This window comes from Arthrobacter sp. JB02-1C (assembly GCF_057748045.1).
Genome location: NZ_CM173235.1, coordinates 2,831,698 through 2,845,997, shown reverse-complemented (window position 1 = coordinate 2,845,997; position 14,300 = coordinate 2,831,698). Strand labels below are relative to the sequence as shown.

Sequence of the window (14,300 nt, the reverse complement as noted above, 5' to 3'; positions counted from 1 at the left end):
GGGACTTTAGGCGAGCTCGGCCATGGGAACGGCGGCGTCGTCGTTCCCGGGATGACGGATCAGGCGGGCGACCTCGCCGCGCAGACGGATGAACTCCGGGGCTTCTTTCGTCTCGATCTGGTCGCGGCTGTCCGGCAGCGGGATATCGAGGGTGGTCACCACGAACGTCGGCGGCTTGGAGAGCACAACCACCCGGTTGGCCAGGTAGACGCTCTCGTCGATGTCGTGGGTGACGAAGAGGATGGTCATGTTGAACTTCTTCTTCACCGACAGCACCAGGTCTTCGAGGTCTTCCCGGGTCTGGGCGTCGACGGAAGCGAACGGCTCGTCCATCAACAGGATCTTCGGACGGTATGCCAGTGCGCGTGCGATCGCGACGCGCTGTTGCATGCCACCGGACAGCTGTGACGGGAAACGGTCCTCGAATCCGGTGAGGCCGACGGCGGAGAGCGACTCGGCGACGCGCTCCGCCAGGTCGGTCTTGCTGAGGCCGAGTTTCGCGAGCGGGAACTTCACGTTCGCCGCAACGGTAAGCCAGGGAAACAGCGATCCGCGGTAGTCCTGGAAAACCATCGCGAGGCCCTCGGGTACAGAAGTGATCTTGTCACCGAGGAAGGTCAGGTCGCCGCCGGTAGGGCGCATGAGTCCAGCCATGGTTCGCAGCAGGGTCGTTTTGCCGCAGCCCGACGGGCCAACGATAGAGACAAGTTCGCCAGGCTGGACCTCGAAAGTGATGTCTTTGAGCGCAAGGTGTGCCTTCGCGCCCGTACCGTAGGTGTGGGTGAGGTGGGTGACGTTGAGCATGTTTGTTCCTTGAGGTCTAGGAAGTTTCGCGACCGGAGCTGCGCTGCCAGGCGAGGATGCGGCGCTCGATGAGCGTGAGAACGGTGTTGAGGAGGAAGCCAATGATTCCGAGGAGGACGATTCCGGCCCACATGTCAAGGAACCCGAACCCGCGCTGTGCCTGCACAATCGAGAAGCCGATGCCGTTGGAGGCTGCGACCATCTCGGAGATCACCATGAGGATGAGGGCCAGTGAGAGGCTGGTCCGAACTCCGGCCAGGATCTTTGGAGCGGCCCCCGGTAGAACGATCCGCGCCAGCCGTCCAACAAATCCGATCCGGAACACCGTGGCCGTCTCGTACTTCAGCTCTTCGATGGACCGTACGCCGTCGATGGTGTTCAGCAGGATCGGCCAGGCGGTGCCAAAGGCGATCAACAGGACTCGCATTCCGTCGCCAGTGCCGAAGATCACGAGGAAGATCGGCAGCAGCGCAGGCGGTGGCACTGCCCGCAGGAACTGGATGATGGGGTCGATGTAATCGCCGAACTTGCGACTAAGCCCGATCAAGGTGCCCAGGGCGACGGCGACCACGACAGAGACACTGAAACCCAGGAGCATCCGTCCGAGGCTTGGCAGCACGTCGTTCAGCATGCTTGGAGTGAGGACGCCTTTCGCCCCGGGGAGCCAGAGCAATGCGGCGCGCTCGAAGATGCGGGCCGGCTGCGGGAAGAACGGTGACGGGACGCTGACCGTCGCTACTTGCCAGAGGGTGATAAGGAGAGCCAGCACAACCCACCGCAGAGCGAACCGCCCCCACCATTGGCGTCTAGCCGCCTGCTTCTCGGAGGAACCGCGGGACCTGCTGGCGGTTGGCACCGCTGTGATGAGCGCCATTACGCCACTCCCTCTTTCTTCCAGGCGAACATTTTCCGTTCGGCGGCAACCAGCACCAGGTTCACGACGACGCCGATAAGTCCGGCGATGATGGTTCCCGCGAACACCAGCGACGTGTCGCCGCCGCCCGAGCTGGTCCGCAGAATGTATGCGCCGATACCCTTTGCCGAACCGGCAAGCAGTTCCGCGCTGATGGTCACGATCAGCGCGATCGCTGCCGAAATCCGCACCCCGGTGGCGGCGAGCGGTGCCGCGTAGGGCAGGCTCACCCGGGCCAGGATGCCGATCCGGCTGAGCCGGAAGGTGCGGGCGGTTTCCTTGGCGACCGGGTCTACATCCCGCACGCCATAGACGGTATTGAAGAAGATCGGCCACAGGGATGCGTAAACCACGAGGGCGATCTTCATGTCGGCGCCCTGGCCGAACACGAGGATGGCGAGCGGGATGAGGGCGACCGATGGAATCGGCCGCATGAATTCGACCACGGCCGATGACGCCTCATAGGCGATGCGGAAGGAGCCGAGCACCAGACCGAGCGGAACAGCCACGATGATTGCCATGCCGAGACCGACGGCCCAAGCGGTGAGGGTGGAACCGACGTCGCCAAGGAACTCGGAATCGACCAGGAGCCCGGACGTGTCGGCCAGCACGCGGGACATCGGGGGCAGGACGTTCGCTGGCACGATGCCGAACCGCGATATGGACTCCGCGAGGACCAGCAGTACGGCGACGCCCGCCAGGCCGCGGGTGACCTTAGTGCTCACCCGGCGGTGGGCAGGCAGGATGGCGAGTGCGGTCATGCCGATCTCCGCACCGGAACGACGATGGTACCCAGCGACGTGAACTGCACAGAGACCTCGTCGCCGTCGTGGATGAATACGGCATCTGTCAATCCACCGGTCAGCACGATCGACCCTGCTTCGATGGCCTCACCGCGGGCCGCCAGCGCGTTGGCGGCAAGTGCCAGCGCCTCGGCGGGGTGGCCCTGCACGGCGGCTCCGGTTGCGGTGTCGACAACAGCGCCGTTGATGCGCAGCACGCACGCTTCCAGGGCGAGGTCCAGTCCAATCGGGGAGACGGATGTCGCGCCAACGAGGAAGCGCGCACTGGAGGCGTTGTCCGCGACGACGTCGGGCATCGCGAAGCTGAAGTCGCGGTAGCGGCTGTCGATGACTTCGAGGCCCGCGTGCACCGACGCGACGGCGCGCATGGCGGATGCTGCCGTCACTCCCGGCCCCTCGAGCCGCTCGCCGAGCACGAAGACGATTTCGGGTTCGACCCGGGGGTGGATGTGTTCGTCGAGCGGGATCGGCACCCCGGTTTCGAGGACCATTCTGTCGGTGATCACGGCGGTCAGCGGGGAGTCGATTCCCATGCGTTGCTGTTTGGCACGGGAGGTGAGTCCGAGCTTGACGCCGATCACCGTGTGGCCGTCAGCCTGCTTGCGCTCGATCAGTAGCCGCTGGGCCGCGTATCCCGTTTCCAGGTCAAGTCCGGGCCATTCGTCGGTGATGCGACCGCGTTCCGTGCGGCTGGCTTCCGCTTCGAGCAGGATGTCTGCGACCTTCTCGATCGTCCATTCTGTTGACGTCATGCTGGTACCTCCGTCGTGGCTTTGGCGAAACGAGCGCTCACCGATCCGAGGTGAGCGAACGTGGCGGTGATGGTGTCGCCCGGGGTGACCGGGATGGCGGCCGTGATCGAGCCGGCCATCACGATTGAGCCGGCCTCGAGGGTCTGGCCCAACGACCCGAGTTTGTTGGCCAGCCAGAGAACGCCGTTGAGCGGGTGACCCAGCACGGCGGCTCCGGCGCCGGTGGCGACGACCTCGCCGTTCTTCGTGAGCACACATCCGGCAAGTCCAAGGTCCGCGACATCAAGCTGTAGTGGACGAGTGCCCAGGATCAGGGCGCCCGACGAGGCGTTGTCTGCGATCGTGTCAGAGAGCGTTATTTTCCAGTCCGCGATGCGTGAGTCGATTATTTCCAGGGACGCGATGGCGTAGTCGATAGCGCCGATCACATCAGCGATGCTCAGCCCCGGGCCACGCAGGTCATGCTTGAGCACAAATGAGATCTCGGGTTCGATTCTGGGGCTGAGGAATCCTCCAGCATCGACGTTCGAGCCGTCGAGAATCATGTCGCTGAACAGGTGCCCGAAGTCCGGTTGGGTGACACCGAGTTGGCGCTGCATGGCGAGGGACGTAAGGCCGACTTTGTAGCCCGCCACTTTCCGGCCCTGCTCTTTCCACCGCTCCACTTGGTGAAGCTGGATGCGGTAGGCATCTTCGAGCCGCAGGTCCGGAAGGCCCTCCGTCAACGGGCGAACTGGCTGGCGCGTCGCATATGCCTCGAGCAGGCTCTCGGCGCATGCGCCAATCTCTGCCGAGGAGTACTCAGTGTCGTGGTTCAAGTCTGACCTCGTTGTCGTCGAAACATGTTCATTGTGGTGCGCTTCACAGTAGACCATAGTATTCATCATGTCGAATAGGCGGAATAAATCCGGGGTCCCTGGTCTGTTTGCGTGCCTATTCATCATGTTCAATGCTAGGATTCAACAGCATGAGTGATCTTCTCGACGGCGACATCAGCCGCAGATTCGACCGGCTGGCAAGCGATCGCACCTCCCGAGCGGAAGCAGTGGCACAGCAGGTGAGCGAGTTGATCTCGCGCCAGAATGTCGAGCCCGGCGCGCGCCTCGGGCGGAAGTCCGATCTCCGTGATCAGTTCGGCGTCGCTGCCTCCACGCTGAACGAAGCCATCCGCCTGCTCGAAAGCCGGGGGCTGGTCGAAACACGCCCGGGCCCCCAGGGGGGCATCTTTGTTGCGAAGCCCACCGCTCAAATCCGCCTCAGCCACTTGATCCTCGGGCTCGATGCCAACTCCATGTCCGTCGCCGATGCGCTCGAGATTCGCAATGCGCTTGAACTGCCCCTTGCGGTGCACGCGGCCCTCCACGCGGATCGCGACAGCCTCGCCCGGCTGGACCGTATCGTCCGTCGGATGGGGGAACTTAGGGACGATCCCGCAGAGTACCTGAGTCAGAACTGGCAGTTGCACGAGGAGATCGCTCGTATGTCGAGCAACGAACTACTGCGCACGATTTACCTCTCGCTGTTGGATACCGCCCGCCAGTCGCTCCGGGAGGTCGCGCCCGACGCGCAATTCCGTGATGCATGGCAGGAGAATTGGGCGCTGCACCGCGAACTGGTTGACGCGATCTCGTCCGGCAGCCCGGGGCGGGCGCGGATCGCGGCCGAGCGCCATGCGCCGTACGCGGAACGGCTCAACGAGAGCGTCTCGTAGCGACCCGCCGTCTTGGCTAGCCAGACCGCACAAGGTGTGACGCTCCTGCCCGGTTACCGGCGGACCCGGGGCGGAAAACCCCGGGACCCGCCGGCGTCGGGCCGGGTTTTCGTCAGTAACCGGGCAGGACGGCAGCGCGGCTCCGGTTCCGCACGGAACCGACGACGGCGGCCAGGGCGGCAACCGCCTCGGCCACGACCCTGCCCACCGGGGCATCGATGTCGACGGCGGCACCCGCCTCGTCGGCGTCGAGCGGCTCGAGGGTGGCGAGCTGGGATTCGAGCAGCGCGGCAGGCATAAAGTGGCCGGAACGGCCCCGCAGCCGGGCACCCAGGACGTCCCTGCTGCCGTGCAGGTGGAGGAAGACGGTGCCCGGTGCCTCGGCCCGGATGGCGTCACGGTAGCTTCGGCGCAGGGCGGAGCACGCGAGCACCAGTCCCTCGCCGGCGGCCCCGGCCAGCTCCAGGCCCACGGTGGCGAGCCAGGGCCAGCGGTCGTTGTCCGTGAGCGGGGTTCCGGCGGCCATCTTCGCGACGTTTTCCACCGGGTGGAGTGAATCGCCGTCCAGGAAGGCCACCCCGAGCTCACGGGCCACGCGAGCACCGATGGTGGTCTTGCCGCAGCCCGACACGCCCATGACCACGACGCGGGGACCGGAAGCTGCGGCCCCTGTTGGCTTCATCGGGTTCACCAGTCGTGGACCGTTCCGTCGACGAGGCGGTTGTAGGGCAGGTAGGCCTGCTGGTAGGGGTAGGCTGCGGCGGCTTCCTCGTTGAATTCCACCCCGATGCCCGGCGCCTCGCCCGGGTGCAGGTACCCGTCGGTGAAGGTCATGGACTGCTCGAAGACCTCGTTCGTCGCGGCCGAGTGCTGCATGTATTCCTGGATCCCGTAGTTGTGGATCGCCAGGCCCACGTGCAGCTGTGCGGCGAACCCGACCGGGGAAATGTCCGTCGGGCCGTGGAACCCGGACTTGACCTGGTACTGCGCGGCATAGTCCATCACCTTCTTCAGCGGGCTGATCCCGCCAAAGTGCGTCGACGCGGCCCGGACGTAGTCGATCAGCTGTTCCTTGATCAGGGCCTGGAAGTCGTAGACCGTGTTAAACACCTCACCGATCGCCAACGGCGTGGTGGTGTGGGACCGGACCAGCCGCAACGCCTCCTGGTTCTCCGCCGGCGTGCAGTCCTCCAACCAGAACAAGTCATACGGTTCCAGCGCCTTGCCCAGCTTCGCGGCCTGGATCGGCGTCATCCGGTGGTGCCCGTCATGCAGCAGCGGCAGCTCCGGACCGAACTCGTTCCGGACCGCCTCAAACACCGAAGGCAGGTGCCGCAGATACGCCCTCGTATCCCAGTCCTCCTCCTGCGGGAACGCCCCCCGCCCGGCCGGCTCGTAGTCATACCGCTCCCCCGACGCCTGCGCCTGCGCCGCGACCCCGTACACCGCCTTGATTCCCGGAATCGCGGTCTGGATCCGGATCGACTTATACCCCAGCTCCAGATGCGCCCGGACCGAATCGAACAACGACTCCAGATCCGAGCCCGAGGCGTGCCCGTACGCCCGCAACCCGTTCCGCGACGCACCGCCGAGCAACTGGTACACCGGCAACCCGGCCACCTTGCCCTTGATATCCCACAACGCCATATCCACCGCCGCGATCGCGGCCATCGTCACCGGCCCGCGCCGCCAATACGAGGACCGGTACAGGAACTGCCAGGTGTCCTCGATCCGGTGCGGGTCCTTCCCGATCAGCAGCTGCGCCACATGCTCCTTCAGGTACGCCGCCACCGCCAGCTCACGGCCGTTCAACGTCGCATCCCCGATCCCGGTCACGCCATCATCGGTAGTAATCCGCAACGTCACGAAATTACGGGACGGACTGGTCACAAAGACCTCAGCGGCAATAATCTTCACAGCAGTTCCTTTCAAGATCGGGCAGCCTACGGGGCCGGCTGTGACCTATCCCATCTTGAGTTTTGGCAACCTCCGTGTCAACCGGTTGCCAAAATCGCCGGCGTCAGCCCGGCCCGATCAGCCGCCCGCTGGAACCGCGCAGTATCAGTTCGGTCTCCACCCGCAGCGTCTCCGGTCCTTCGCTGCCGGCGCCGTGCAACAGGTCCAGGAGCATCGCCGTGGCGCGGGTGCCGCATTCGCCCAGCGGGGAGCGCACCGTGGACAGCGGCGGAGTGGTGAAGTCCGCTCCGAAGATGTCGTCGAAGCCGACGATGCTCAGCTGGTCCGGGACGGCGACGCCGGCGGCCTGGAGCTCCTGCATCAGGCCGATGGCGAGCAGGTCGTTGTAGCTGAGGACCGCTGTGGCGCCGCTGGCCAGGACCTCACGGGCAGCCTCCCGGCCGCCGTCCACGGTGGGCTTGCTGGAGTCGATCCGGACGGCGTCGAGGTGGGACCATTCACAAGCCGCCCTGACGCCGTCCCAGCGCCGCGCCGACATCCAGGACGGGAGCGGCCCGGCCACGTACACCACTTTGCGGTGCCCGTTCGCCGCCAGGCTGCGGACTGCTTCGCTGATCCCCTTGTTGACGTCCGGGACCACACCCCGCACGCCCTGCACCTCCCGGTTGATGACCACTACCGGCTTCTCGAGCGCGAGGCCCCGGATGTCGTCGTCGCTCATCCGCGGACTGGCCAGAATCAGCCCGTCCACCGTCGCCATCATGCGCCGCGCGGCCGTCAGTTCGGTGGCGGCCGACTCCGCCGATTCCGCGAGCATCAGCGTGTAGTCGCCGGCGGCCGCCGTCGTTCCGGCCCCCCGGATGATGTCGAAGAAGGTGGGGTTGGTGATGTCCGCGACGATCAGGCCCAGGGTGCTGGTGCGGCCGGTCGGCAGTGCCCTGGCGAACGGGTTCACGCGGTAGTTCAGCTCCGCGGCCGCATCCTCGATGAGCTTCTGCGTCTTGGCGCTGACCCGGCCTGGTTTGCTGAGCGCCCGCGACACGGTGGAGGGGTTCACGCCGGCCATCCTGGCGATGTCGTAGATCGTGGCACTGGCTTTGCCCTCGCGGGCATACTTCTTAACCGGCGCCGAAGGGGCGGCCGTGCCGGTCTTCGCGGGTTCGGTCACGGGCACATCCTAACGTGGCGGGTCCGCGGAGCGGCGTGTGGATGGATCGGCGGCCCGGCTGCGGGAGCACAAGCCGGGGAGGGGCCGGACGGGATGGCACCTAGGTAGCCCAGGTCACCGGCAGTTGTTTCAGGCCGTAGATGATGGTGCTCTCCATCCGTTCAAGCCGGGCGCCGGGATCCAGTGCTAGGCCGTGCAGCCGGGACAGCAGTGCGCCCAGGGCGATGCCGGCCTCAAGCCGGGCCAGCGGCGCGCCGAGGCAGAAATGGATCCCGTGGCCGAAGGCGAGGTGGCGGTTCGGGGACCGTTCGACGTCGAACTCTTCGGCCCGCGGAAACTGCAGCGGATCGCGGTTCGCCGAGCCGATCCAGGCCAGCAGCGGGGCTCCGGGCGGAATGCTGCAGGACCCCAGCGTCGTGTCCGCCGCCGCGATGCGGTACATGGACTGGACCGGCGACCGGTAGCGGAGCACTTCCTCGATCGCGTGCGGCAGCAACGCCGGTGCCGCACTGAGCCGCGCTGCGGTGCCTTCCTGCTCCAGGAAGCACAGGACGGCGTTGCCGATCAGGTTGGTGGTCGTTTCGTTGCCGGCGACCAGCAGCAGGGCGCAGAAGCCGAGCAATTCGACGTCGCTGAGCTGCTGGCCGTCGATCGCGGCGGCCAACAGCCTGCTGATCAGGTCCTCACCCGGGCGGCGCCGGCGTTCCTCAATCATGCCCATGAAGTACTGGGCCATTTCCGCGTGCGCGGCGGCGTGGTCCGGCGGCGCCGCCTGCGCGTCCTCTTCCGCCGTCGGCCGGGTCTGGCTGACGACGACGTCGGACCACCGCTTGAAGCGGTCGCGGTCGGTGGCGGGGATGCCCAGTAGCTCCGCGATGACGATCACCGGCAACGGGTAGGCCAGCTCCGCGATGAGGTCCATGGACCCGGCGGACACAACCGGGGCCAGCAGGGCCTCAGTGATGTCCAAGATACGCGGCGCGAGCGCCTCGACGGCGCGCGGCGTGAAGGCCTGTGTGACGAGCGTCCGGAGCTGGCGGTGGCGGGGTGGATCGGTGTTGATCAGGCTGGCGGCGAAGAGCTGGCCGGTACCGGAGGGACTGTCACCGGCCATCCGGGAGGAGAAAGCGGCATGGTCGGACAGCACGCGCTGGACGTCGTCATAGCGGAAGACGTGCCACAGCCCCGTCTCCTCGTCGTGGAATACCGGCTGGTTTCGTCGCAGGGTTTCATAGTCCGGAAACGGATTGAGCGACCGTTCCAGCGCTGGCAGAGCCGCCATGGCTACCTCCTCGTCCCGCCCTCCCGCCGGGCCGGGCGCCTGTTCCGACGTGATGGGCCCACCCTAGTACCGCAGTCCACGCATCTGAATACCGCTCTGGTTGGGGCATCGGATCGTTGCTAGCGTGGCCGCATGAGCCCGTCGAAAAGTGCCGCCGAGATCCTCAACGTTGCCGGCCACGAGGTCCGCATTTCCAGTCCGGACAAGGTGGTGTTTCCTGAACCCGGGCTGACCAAACTCGACCTGGTCCAGTACTACCTCCTGGTCGCGGACGGAGCCCTGCGGGGCGCTGGCGGCCGGCCGATGGTGCTCAAACGCTTCCCGAAGGGAATCGCCGCGGAACCGTTCTTTCAAAAGCGTGTTCCGGAGAACCACCCGGACTTCATCGACACAGCGACACTGCACTACGCCTCCGGGACGTCAGCCGAAGAGGCCGTCATCCGTGATGCCGCGGGCCTGGCGTGGGTCGTGAACCTGGGATGCCTGGACCTGAACCCGCATCCTGTCCGCGCCGAGGACCTGGATCACCCGGACGAACTCCGCATCGACCTTGACCCGATGCCGGGCGTTGACTGGGCCCAGATCGTGGACGTCGCCTATCTCGCGCGGGAGGTCCTCGACGACGTGGGCCTGGTGGGGTGGCCGAAGACCAGCGGCTCGCGCGGGCTCCACATCCAGGTGCGGATCGCACCACGATGGTCCTACCGCGACGTCCGGCTTGCCGCCGAAACCCTCGCCCGCGAAGTCGAGATCCGCGCCCCGGGCCTTGCCACCGCACGGTGGTGGAAGGAGGAGCGTGGCGAGAGTGTTTTTGTTGATTTCAACCAGAACGCCAAGGACCGGACCGTGGCGTCGGCATACTCGATCCGGCCGCTGCCCGACGCCCGGGTGTCGGCCCCGCTGACCTGGGCTGAGGTCCGGACCATCCGGCCGGAGCAGTTTACGGTGCGGACGGTGCCGGAGCGGTTTGCCGACCTCGGCGACCCGCACGCGGGGATCGACGGGGCGGTGGGAAGCCTGGACGGGCTCCTCGCCCTGGCTGCCGAGCTGGGCCCGGCTGAAAAGGCACCCCGCAGCGGCGACGGGTCCGGCCGGCGCCAACCGGTGATGCCGCTGATTGAGGTGGCACGCACCAAGACCAAGCCCGAGGCTCTCGCGGCGCTGGACGACTGGAAATCCCGGCACGACGGCGTGGTCCCGGCCCTGCATCCAGCCGACATCCTGGTCGACGGGATGCGCGGCTCGAGTTCGCTCTGGTACCGGGTGCGGGTGAACCTGCAGCATGTCCCCGAAGCGGAACGCCCGGCGCAGGAGGAGCTCATTGCCGACTACGACCCCTGGGCCGGGAAGCAGTGGACGGGGCATCCTGGCACCTGAGGGGGCAGGACCCCAGGCTGGGCTCAGTCACTGTGCCCGCGGCCCGGCTTCCCGGAGCACTGGTTTTCGGGTGCGCCGGGAGGTAGCTTTTACTATCTTTAACTATCGTTCGCGAGCCATCGGGGTGAGCAGAATGCGTGATTCATTTCCTGCGGGCGGCTTTGGCGGCGTCAGTATTGACGGCGTGTGGCAGGCCGTTGAGGAGCTGCGCTCAAGGTTCGAGAAGCGCTCGGGCACGCGAGCCGGCAGGGGCGAACTGCGGGCGGCGGTGCTGGCCCTGCTCGCGGAGCAGCCGATGTACGGCTACCAGCTGATCCATGAAATCGAGGAGCGCAGCGGCGGCAGCTGGAAGCCGAGCGCCGGCTCCGTGTACCCGACGCTGCAGTTGCTGACCGATGAGGGCCTCGTCGCTGCGGAGGAGTCCAATGCCCGCAAAATCTACTCCCTGACGGAAGCCGGCCGGGAAGAGGCTGCCGCCGGCGATGCTTCCGGCCGGGGAGCGCCCGCCGGCGCGTGGGCTCCCACCGGCGCGGAAGCCGGCGGGGGGTTCGGCGCCCTGTCCAAGGCCGGCCTGGAGCTCGCCCAGGCCGCATCGCTGGTAGGCCGCAGCGGTTCGCGCGGGCAGGTGCAGCAGGCCGTGGCGGTACTCGACGAGGCCCGCCGCCGGTTGTATTCGATCCTCGCCCAGGACTGACCCTGGTGGCGCCGGTTCGCGGGGACCGGGCGGGTCCGGATTCGCCGGCCGGGAACACCCGGGCCCGGTACCGCCGCATCCTGCGCTTCGCAGCCTGGCACCTGGCGGTGACCTGGTGGTTTGAGCTGCTCCTCCCCCGCCTGGGCCTGGGCCGCATCGCGGTAAACACCCGGGCGGAAAGGATGCGGCGATTCGCCGGACGCTTTCGCATCCTGGCGGTGGAACTGGGCGGACTGATGATAAAGGTCGGCCAGTTCATGTCGTCCAGGCTTGATGTGCTGCCGCCGGAGATCACGGCCGAATTGGAGGGGCTCCAGGACGAGGTGCCGCCCGTGATGTTTCCAGCCATCAGGACCCTGGCCGAGGCGGAACTCGGCGCGCCGCTGGAGGCGGTCTTCGCCGCAGTGGAGGAGACACCCCTCGCGGCCGCGTCCCTGGGGCAGGCGCATCGGGCCCGGCTTCGGGCCGGCAACGCCGCCGACACGGGGCTCGACCAGGTCATCGTCAAGGTGCAGCGGCCGGGAATCGACGCAATCGTCGACGTCGACCTTGCCGCGCTGCGCCGGGTGGCGGGCTGGCTCAGCCACGTGCCCCTCGTGGCCAAGCGCGCTGATACCCATGCGCTCGTGACGGAATTCGCCCAGACCAGCCGTGCGGAGATCGATTACCTGAACGAGGCGGCCAATTCCGAACGTTTTGCCGCTGACTTCTCCGGCGACGGCAGGGTGGCGGTGCCCGGCGTCGTCTGGGAGCGGACCACCCGGCGCGTGCTCACCCTGGAGGATGTCACGGCCATCAAGATCACCGATGTTGACGCCTTGCGCACCGCCGGTATCGACCCGGCACAGGTGGCCCCGGTGTTCGCCTCCGTCATGTTTGACCAGTTATTCACGAACGGCTTCTTCCATGCCGATCCGCACCCCGGCAACATCTTCATCACCCCGCGCGCAGACCCGGCCACGCAGCGGCCGTGGAAGCTGACGTTTATTGACTTCGGCATGATGGGCGAGGTTCCGCCAGCGACCCGCAGCGGCCTTCGAAAGCTGCTGATTGCTGCCGCGTCCCGGGACGGCAAGGGACTGGTGGCCGCGATCAGCGAGGTCGGAGTGCTGGTACCGTCGGCCGACACCCTCGGACTGGAGCGGGCCATGACCCAGCTTTTTGCACGATTTGGCGGCATGGGCTTCGCCGAACTGCGGGAGGTGGATCCGCGCGAGTTCCGTGACTTTGGGGTGGAGTTCGGTGCGGTGATCCGGTCGCTGCCGTTCCAGATGCCGGAGAACTTCCTGCTCATCATCCGCGCCATGTCGCTGACGTCCGGCGTGTGCAGTTCCTTGGACCCGCGCTTCAACCTGTGGAACTCGGTTGAGCCTTACGCGGCACGGTTGCTGCGCGATGAACGCGGCAACCTCGCCCAGGACGTGGCCCGGCGGTCACTGGATGCCGCCACGGCAGCCGTGCGCCTGCCCGGGCGCGTGGGCGCGTTCCTTGGCCGGATGGAAAGCGGCGGTTCGGTACCGGTGGCCAATCCGCCCCTTGAGCGGCAGGTGGCACGGCTGAACCGCGCGACCCAACGGGCGGCGGCCGCGATGATATTCGGCGCCCTGCTGATCGCGGGAGCCATCACCCGGGCGGACGATCCGGCTCTTGGCACCGTCCTGATGCTCGTTTCTGCCGTCCCGCTGCTGCACGGCCTGTGGCTGGCGCGGCGTCGTTCCTGAGCGGCCGGAACCGGAACGCCGCCGCGACCTGCCCTCAGGCCGTGTGGCGCCTTAGACCCGCGACCTGCCCTGAATGAAATGGAAAATCAGCACGACGACGGCAATCACCAGGAGCAGGTGAATAAAGCCGCCCCCGATGCCGCCGAGCAAGCCCAAAAGCCAGAGAACAGCGATGATGATGGCGATCCACAGCAACATAAGACTCTCCCTTGTTTGACTGCACATATAGCGACTGCCCTCTAATAGTCCACCCAAAGCCCGTGTGAGTCGACAAAAACATTTCTGCGCGTGGCTCCCGGCGTTACCCGTGCCCCCGGAACTCAGCGCCGGCGCCCGCCCTGGTCAGTCGCCGGTGCCCGCCTTTGTTGCGTAGGCGGTGGCCTGGGCCTTGACCTGGCGAAGGTAAGCGCCGGACTGGTTGTAGGCATAGACGGCATCGGACCAGCCCTGTCCGGTTGTCAGATCCCGGCCGTTGCCGCACAGATAGGCCGCCGCGCTCAGGGCGGCGTCGTCGATATTGAAGGGGTCTGCTGTTCCGTCGCCGTTTCCGTCCCGGCCCACGAGCTGCCACGTGGCGGGGATGAACTGCATCGGCCCGACGGCGCGGTCCCAGTGGGAGTCGCCGTCCAGGGCGCCGCCGTCCGTGTCCGGGATCGCAGCAAATCCGGCGCCGTTGAGGCTCGGGCCCACCAGGGTGCCGCTGACCTGCCCCGCCGCGTCGAGGCTGCCGCCGCCGTAGCTCCCGTGTGCGGATTCCACGGAGCCGATCGCCGCCAGCGTGTTCCAGCCGATCCTGCACCCGGGCATGGAGTCGTTGGCAGTGGCTGCCGCGGCGACGTAGGCCCGGAGCGCCCGGGCCGGGATCCCCGTTTGTGCAGCGGCCCGGGCGAGCCACCGGGCATCTGCGCTCGGGGTGACATTCACGGCGGTGGCGATGCCATGCGGCACCGCCGCTAGTTTGGCGCCCGCCCGCGGCGGTGGGGTCAGTGCCCGTCCATCGTCTGCGCCGGCCTGCCGAAGGGCCCAGAACGAGAAAGCGGTCAGCACGCAGATCACGAAGAGGCCGAGGACGACATGGCGTTTTAGACGAAGCACGGACTAATCAAACCATTCACTGCCGGCGATCCCTAGGCGGGCCGGCGCTTCATGCCGTGGAGC

General features: G+C 66.9%; 15 protein-coding genes. 4 read left to right on the top strand and 11 right to left on the bottom strand.

Annotation, left to right across the window (positions count from 1 at the left end):
• Positions 1–6: 6 nt before the first annotated feature.
• The 5 genes from AC3ANP_RS13340 to AC3ANP_RS13320 form a co-directional block, all read right to left on the bottom strand.
• A complete protein-coding gene (locus tag AC3ANP_RS13340; RefSeq protein WP_488330640.1) occupies positions 7–804 on the bottom strand; it encodes an ABC transporter ATP-binding protein in 798 nt (265 codons plus the stop codon).
• Positions 805–820: 16 nt separating this feature from the next.
• Positions 821–1,573 (bottom strand): ABC transporter permease, encoded by a 753-nt coding sequence (locus tag AC3ANP_RS13335; protein ID WP_488330639.1) that lies wholly within the window; start codon positions 1,571–1,573, stop codon positions 821–823.
• A gap of 104 nt (positions 1,574–1,677) precedes the next feature.
• Positions 1,678–2,478 carry an ABC transporter permease gene (locus AC3ANP_RS13330; protein WP_488330638.1) on the bottom strand — a complete coding sequence of 267 codons (801 nt, stop codon included), beginning with the start codon at positions 2,476–2,478 and terminating at the stop codon, positions 1,678–1,680.
• Positions 2,475–3,272, bottom strand: coding sequence for a 2-keto-4-pentenoate hydratase (locus AC3ANP_RS13325; RefSeq protein WP_488330637.1), 798 nt, complete (start codon positions 3,270–3,272; stop codon positions 2,475–2,477). Before AC3ANP_RS13325 ends, AC3ANP_RS13330 begins: the two co-directional genes overlap by 4 nt.
• Positions 3,269–4,090, bottom strand: coding sequence for a 2-keto-4-pentenoate hydratase (locus AC3ANP_RS13320; protein ID WP_488330636.1), 822 nt, complete (start codon positions 4,088–4,090; stop codon positions 3,269–3,271). The genes AC3ANP_RS13325 and AC3ANP_RS13320 overlap by 4 nt, the downstream gene beginning before the upstream one ends.
• Positions 4,091–4,239: 149 nt before the next feature.
• On the opposite strand from AC3ANP_RS13320, the gene AC3ANP_RS13315 reads away from it, so the two are divergent.
• A complete protein-coding gene (locus tag AC3ANP_RS13315; protein WP_488330635.1) occupies positions 4,240–4,983 on the top strand; it encodes a FadR/GntR family transcriptional regulator in 744 nt (247 codons plus the stop codon).
• Positions 4,984–5,095: 112 nt separating this feature from the next.
• Here the strand turns inward: AC3ANP_RS13315 and AC3ANP_RS13310 are convergent, their stop codons facing one another.
• From AC3ANP_RS13310 to AC3ANP_RS13295, 4 genes are all read right to left on the bottom strand, one after another.
• Positions 5,096–5,665 carry a gluconokinase gene (locus tag AC3ANP_RS13310; RefSeq protein WP_488330634.1) on the bottom strand — a complete coding sequence of 190 codons (570 nt, stop codon included), beginning with the start codon at positions 5,663–5,665 and terminating at the stop codon, positions 5,096–5,098.
• A 5-nt stretch (positions 5,666–5,670) separates the two neighbouring features.
• Positions 5,671–6,900: a D-mannonate dehydratase ManD gene (gene manD / locus AC3ANP_RS13305; RefSeq protein WP_488330633.1), complete on the bottom strand. Its 1,230-nt coding sequence runs from the start codon at positions 6,898–6,900 to the stop codon at positions 5,671–5,673.
• Positions 6,901–7,003: 103 nt separating this feature from the next.
• Entirely contained in the window at positions 7,004–8,068 is a 1,065-nt protein-coding gene (locus tag AC3ANP_RS13300; RefSeq protein ID WP_488330632.1) for a LacI family DNA-binding transcriptional regulator, read from the bottom strand.
• A gap of 100 nt (positions 8,069–8,168) precedes the next feature.
• Positions 8,169–9,350: a cytochrome P450 gene (locus AC3ANP_RS13295; RefSeq protein WP_488330631.1), complete on the bottom strand. Its 1,182-nt coding sequence runs from the start codon at positions 9,348–9,350 to the stop codon at positions 8,169–8,171.
• Between the two features lie 132 nt (positions 9,351–9,482).
• Between AC3ANP_RS13295 and ligD the strand changes: the two genes are divergently transcribed.
• From ligD to AC3ANP_RS13280, 3 genes are all read left to right on the top strand, one after another.
• Complete coding sequence (gene ligD, locus AC3ANP_RS13290; RefSeq protein WP_488330630.1) at positions 9,483–10,727, top strand: non-homologous end-joining DNA ligase; 1,245 nt, start codon at positions 9,483–9,485, stop codon at positions 10,725–10,727.
• Between the two features lie 133 nt (positions 10,728–10,860).
• The gene (locus tag AC3ANP_RS13285; protein WP_488330629.1) at positions 10,861–11,421 is read left to right on the top strand and encodes a PadR family transcriptional regulator; all 561 of its coding nucleotides are present in this window, start codon (positions 10,861–10,863) and stop codon (positions 11,419–11,421) included.
• A 5-nt stretch (positions 11,422–11,426) separates the two neighbouring features.
• A complete protein-coding gene (locus AC3ANP_RS13280) occupies positions 11,427–13,142 on the top strand; it encodes an ABC1 kinase family protein (protein WP_488330628.1) in 1,716 nt (571 codons plus the stop codon).
• 51 nt (positions 13,143–13,193) lie between these two features.
• Here AC3ANP_RS13280 and AC3ANP_RS13275 read toward each other — a convergent pair whose 3' ends face one another.
• Positions 13,194–13,340 carry a lmo0937 family membrane protein gene (locus AC3ANP_RS13275; protein WP_488330627.1) on the bottom strand — a complete coding sequence of 49 codons (147 nt, stop codon included), beginning with the start codon at positions 13,338–13,340 and terminating at the stop codon, positions 13,194–13,196.
• Positions 13,341–13,484: 144 nt separating this feature from the next.
• Complete coding sequence (locus AC3ANP_RS13270) at positions 13,485–14,237, bottom strand: lytic transglycosylase domain-containing protein (RefSeq protein WP_488330626.1); 753 nt, start codon at positions 14,235–14,237, stop codon at positions 13,485–13,487.
• Positions 14,238–14,300: the final 63 nt, after the last annotated feature.

Coding starts and splice junctions, on each gene's coding strand:
- AC3ANP_RS13340 (WP_488330640.1), bottom strand. CDS start 804: ATGCTCAACGTCACCCACCTCACCCACACCTACGGTACGGGCGCGAAG.
- AC3ANP_RS13330 (WP_488330638.1), bottom strand. CDS start 2,478: ATGACCGCACTCGCCATCCTGCCTGCCCACCGCCGGGTGAGCACTAAG.
- AC3ANP_RS13325 (WP_488330637.1), bottom strand. CDS start 3,272: ATGACGTCAACAGAATGGACGATCGAGAAGGTCGCAGACATCCTGCTC.
- AC3ANP_RS13315 (WP_488330635.1), top strand. CDS start 4,240: ATGAGTGATCTTCTCGACGGCGACATCAGCCGCAGATTCGACCGGCTG.
- AC3ANP_RS13310 (WP_488330634.1), bottom strand. CDS start 5,665: ATGAAGCCAACAGGGGCCGCAGCTTCCGGTCCCCGCGTCGTGGTCATG.
- AC3ANP_RS13295 (WP_488330631.1), bottom strand. CDS start 9,350: ATGGCGGCTCTGCCAGCGCTGGAACGGTCGCTCAATCCGTTTCCGGAC.
- ligD (WP_488330630.1), top strand. CDS start 9,483: ATGAGCCCGTCGAAAAGTGCCGCCGAGATCCTCAACGTTGCCGGCCAC.
- AC3ANP_RS13285 (WP_488330629.1), top strand. CDS start 10,861: ATGCGTGATTCATTTCCTGCGGGCGGCTTTGGCGGCGTCAGTATTGAC.
- AC3ANP_RS13275 (WP_488330627.1), bottom strand. CDS start 13,340: ATGTTGCTGTGGATCGCCATCATCATCGCTGTTCTCTGGCTTTTGGGC.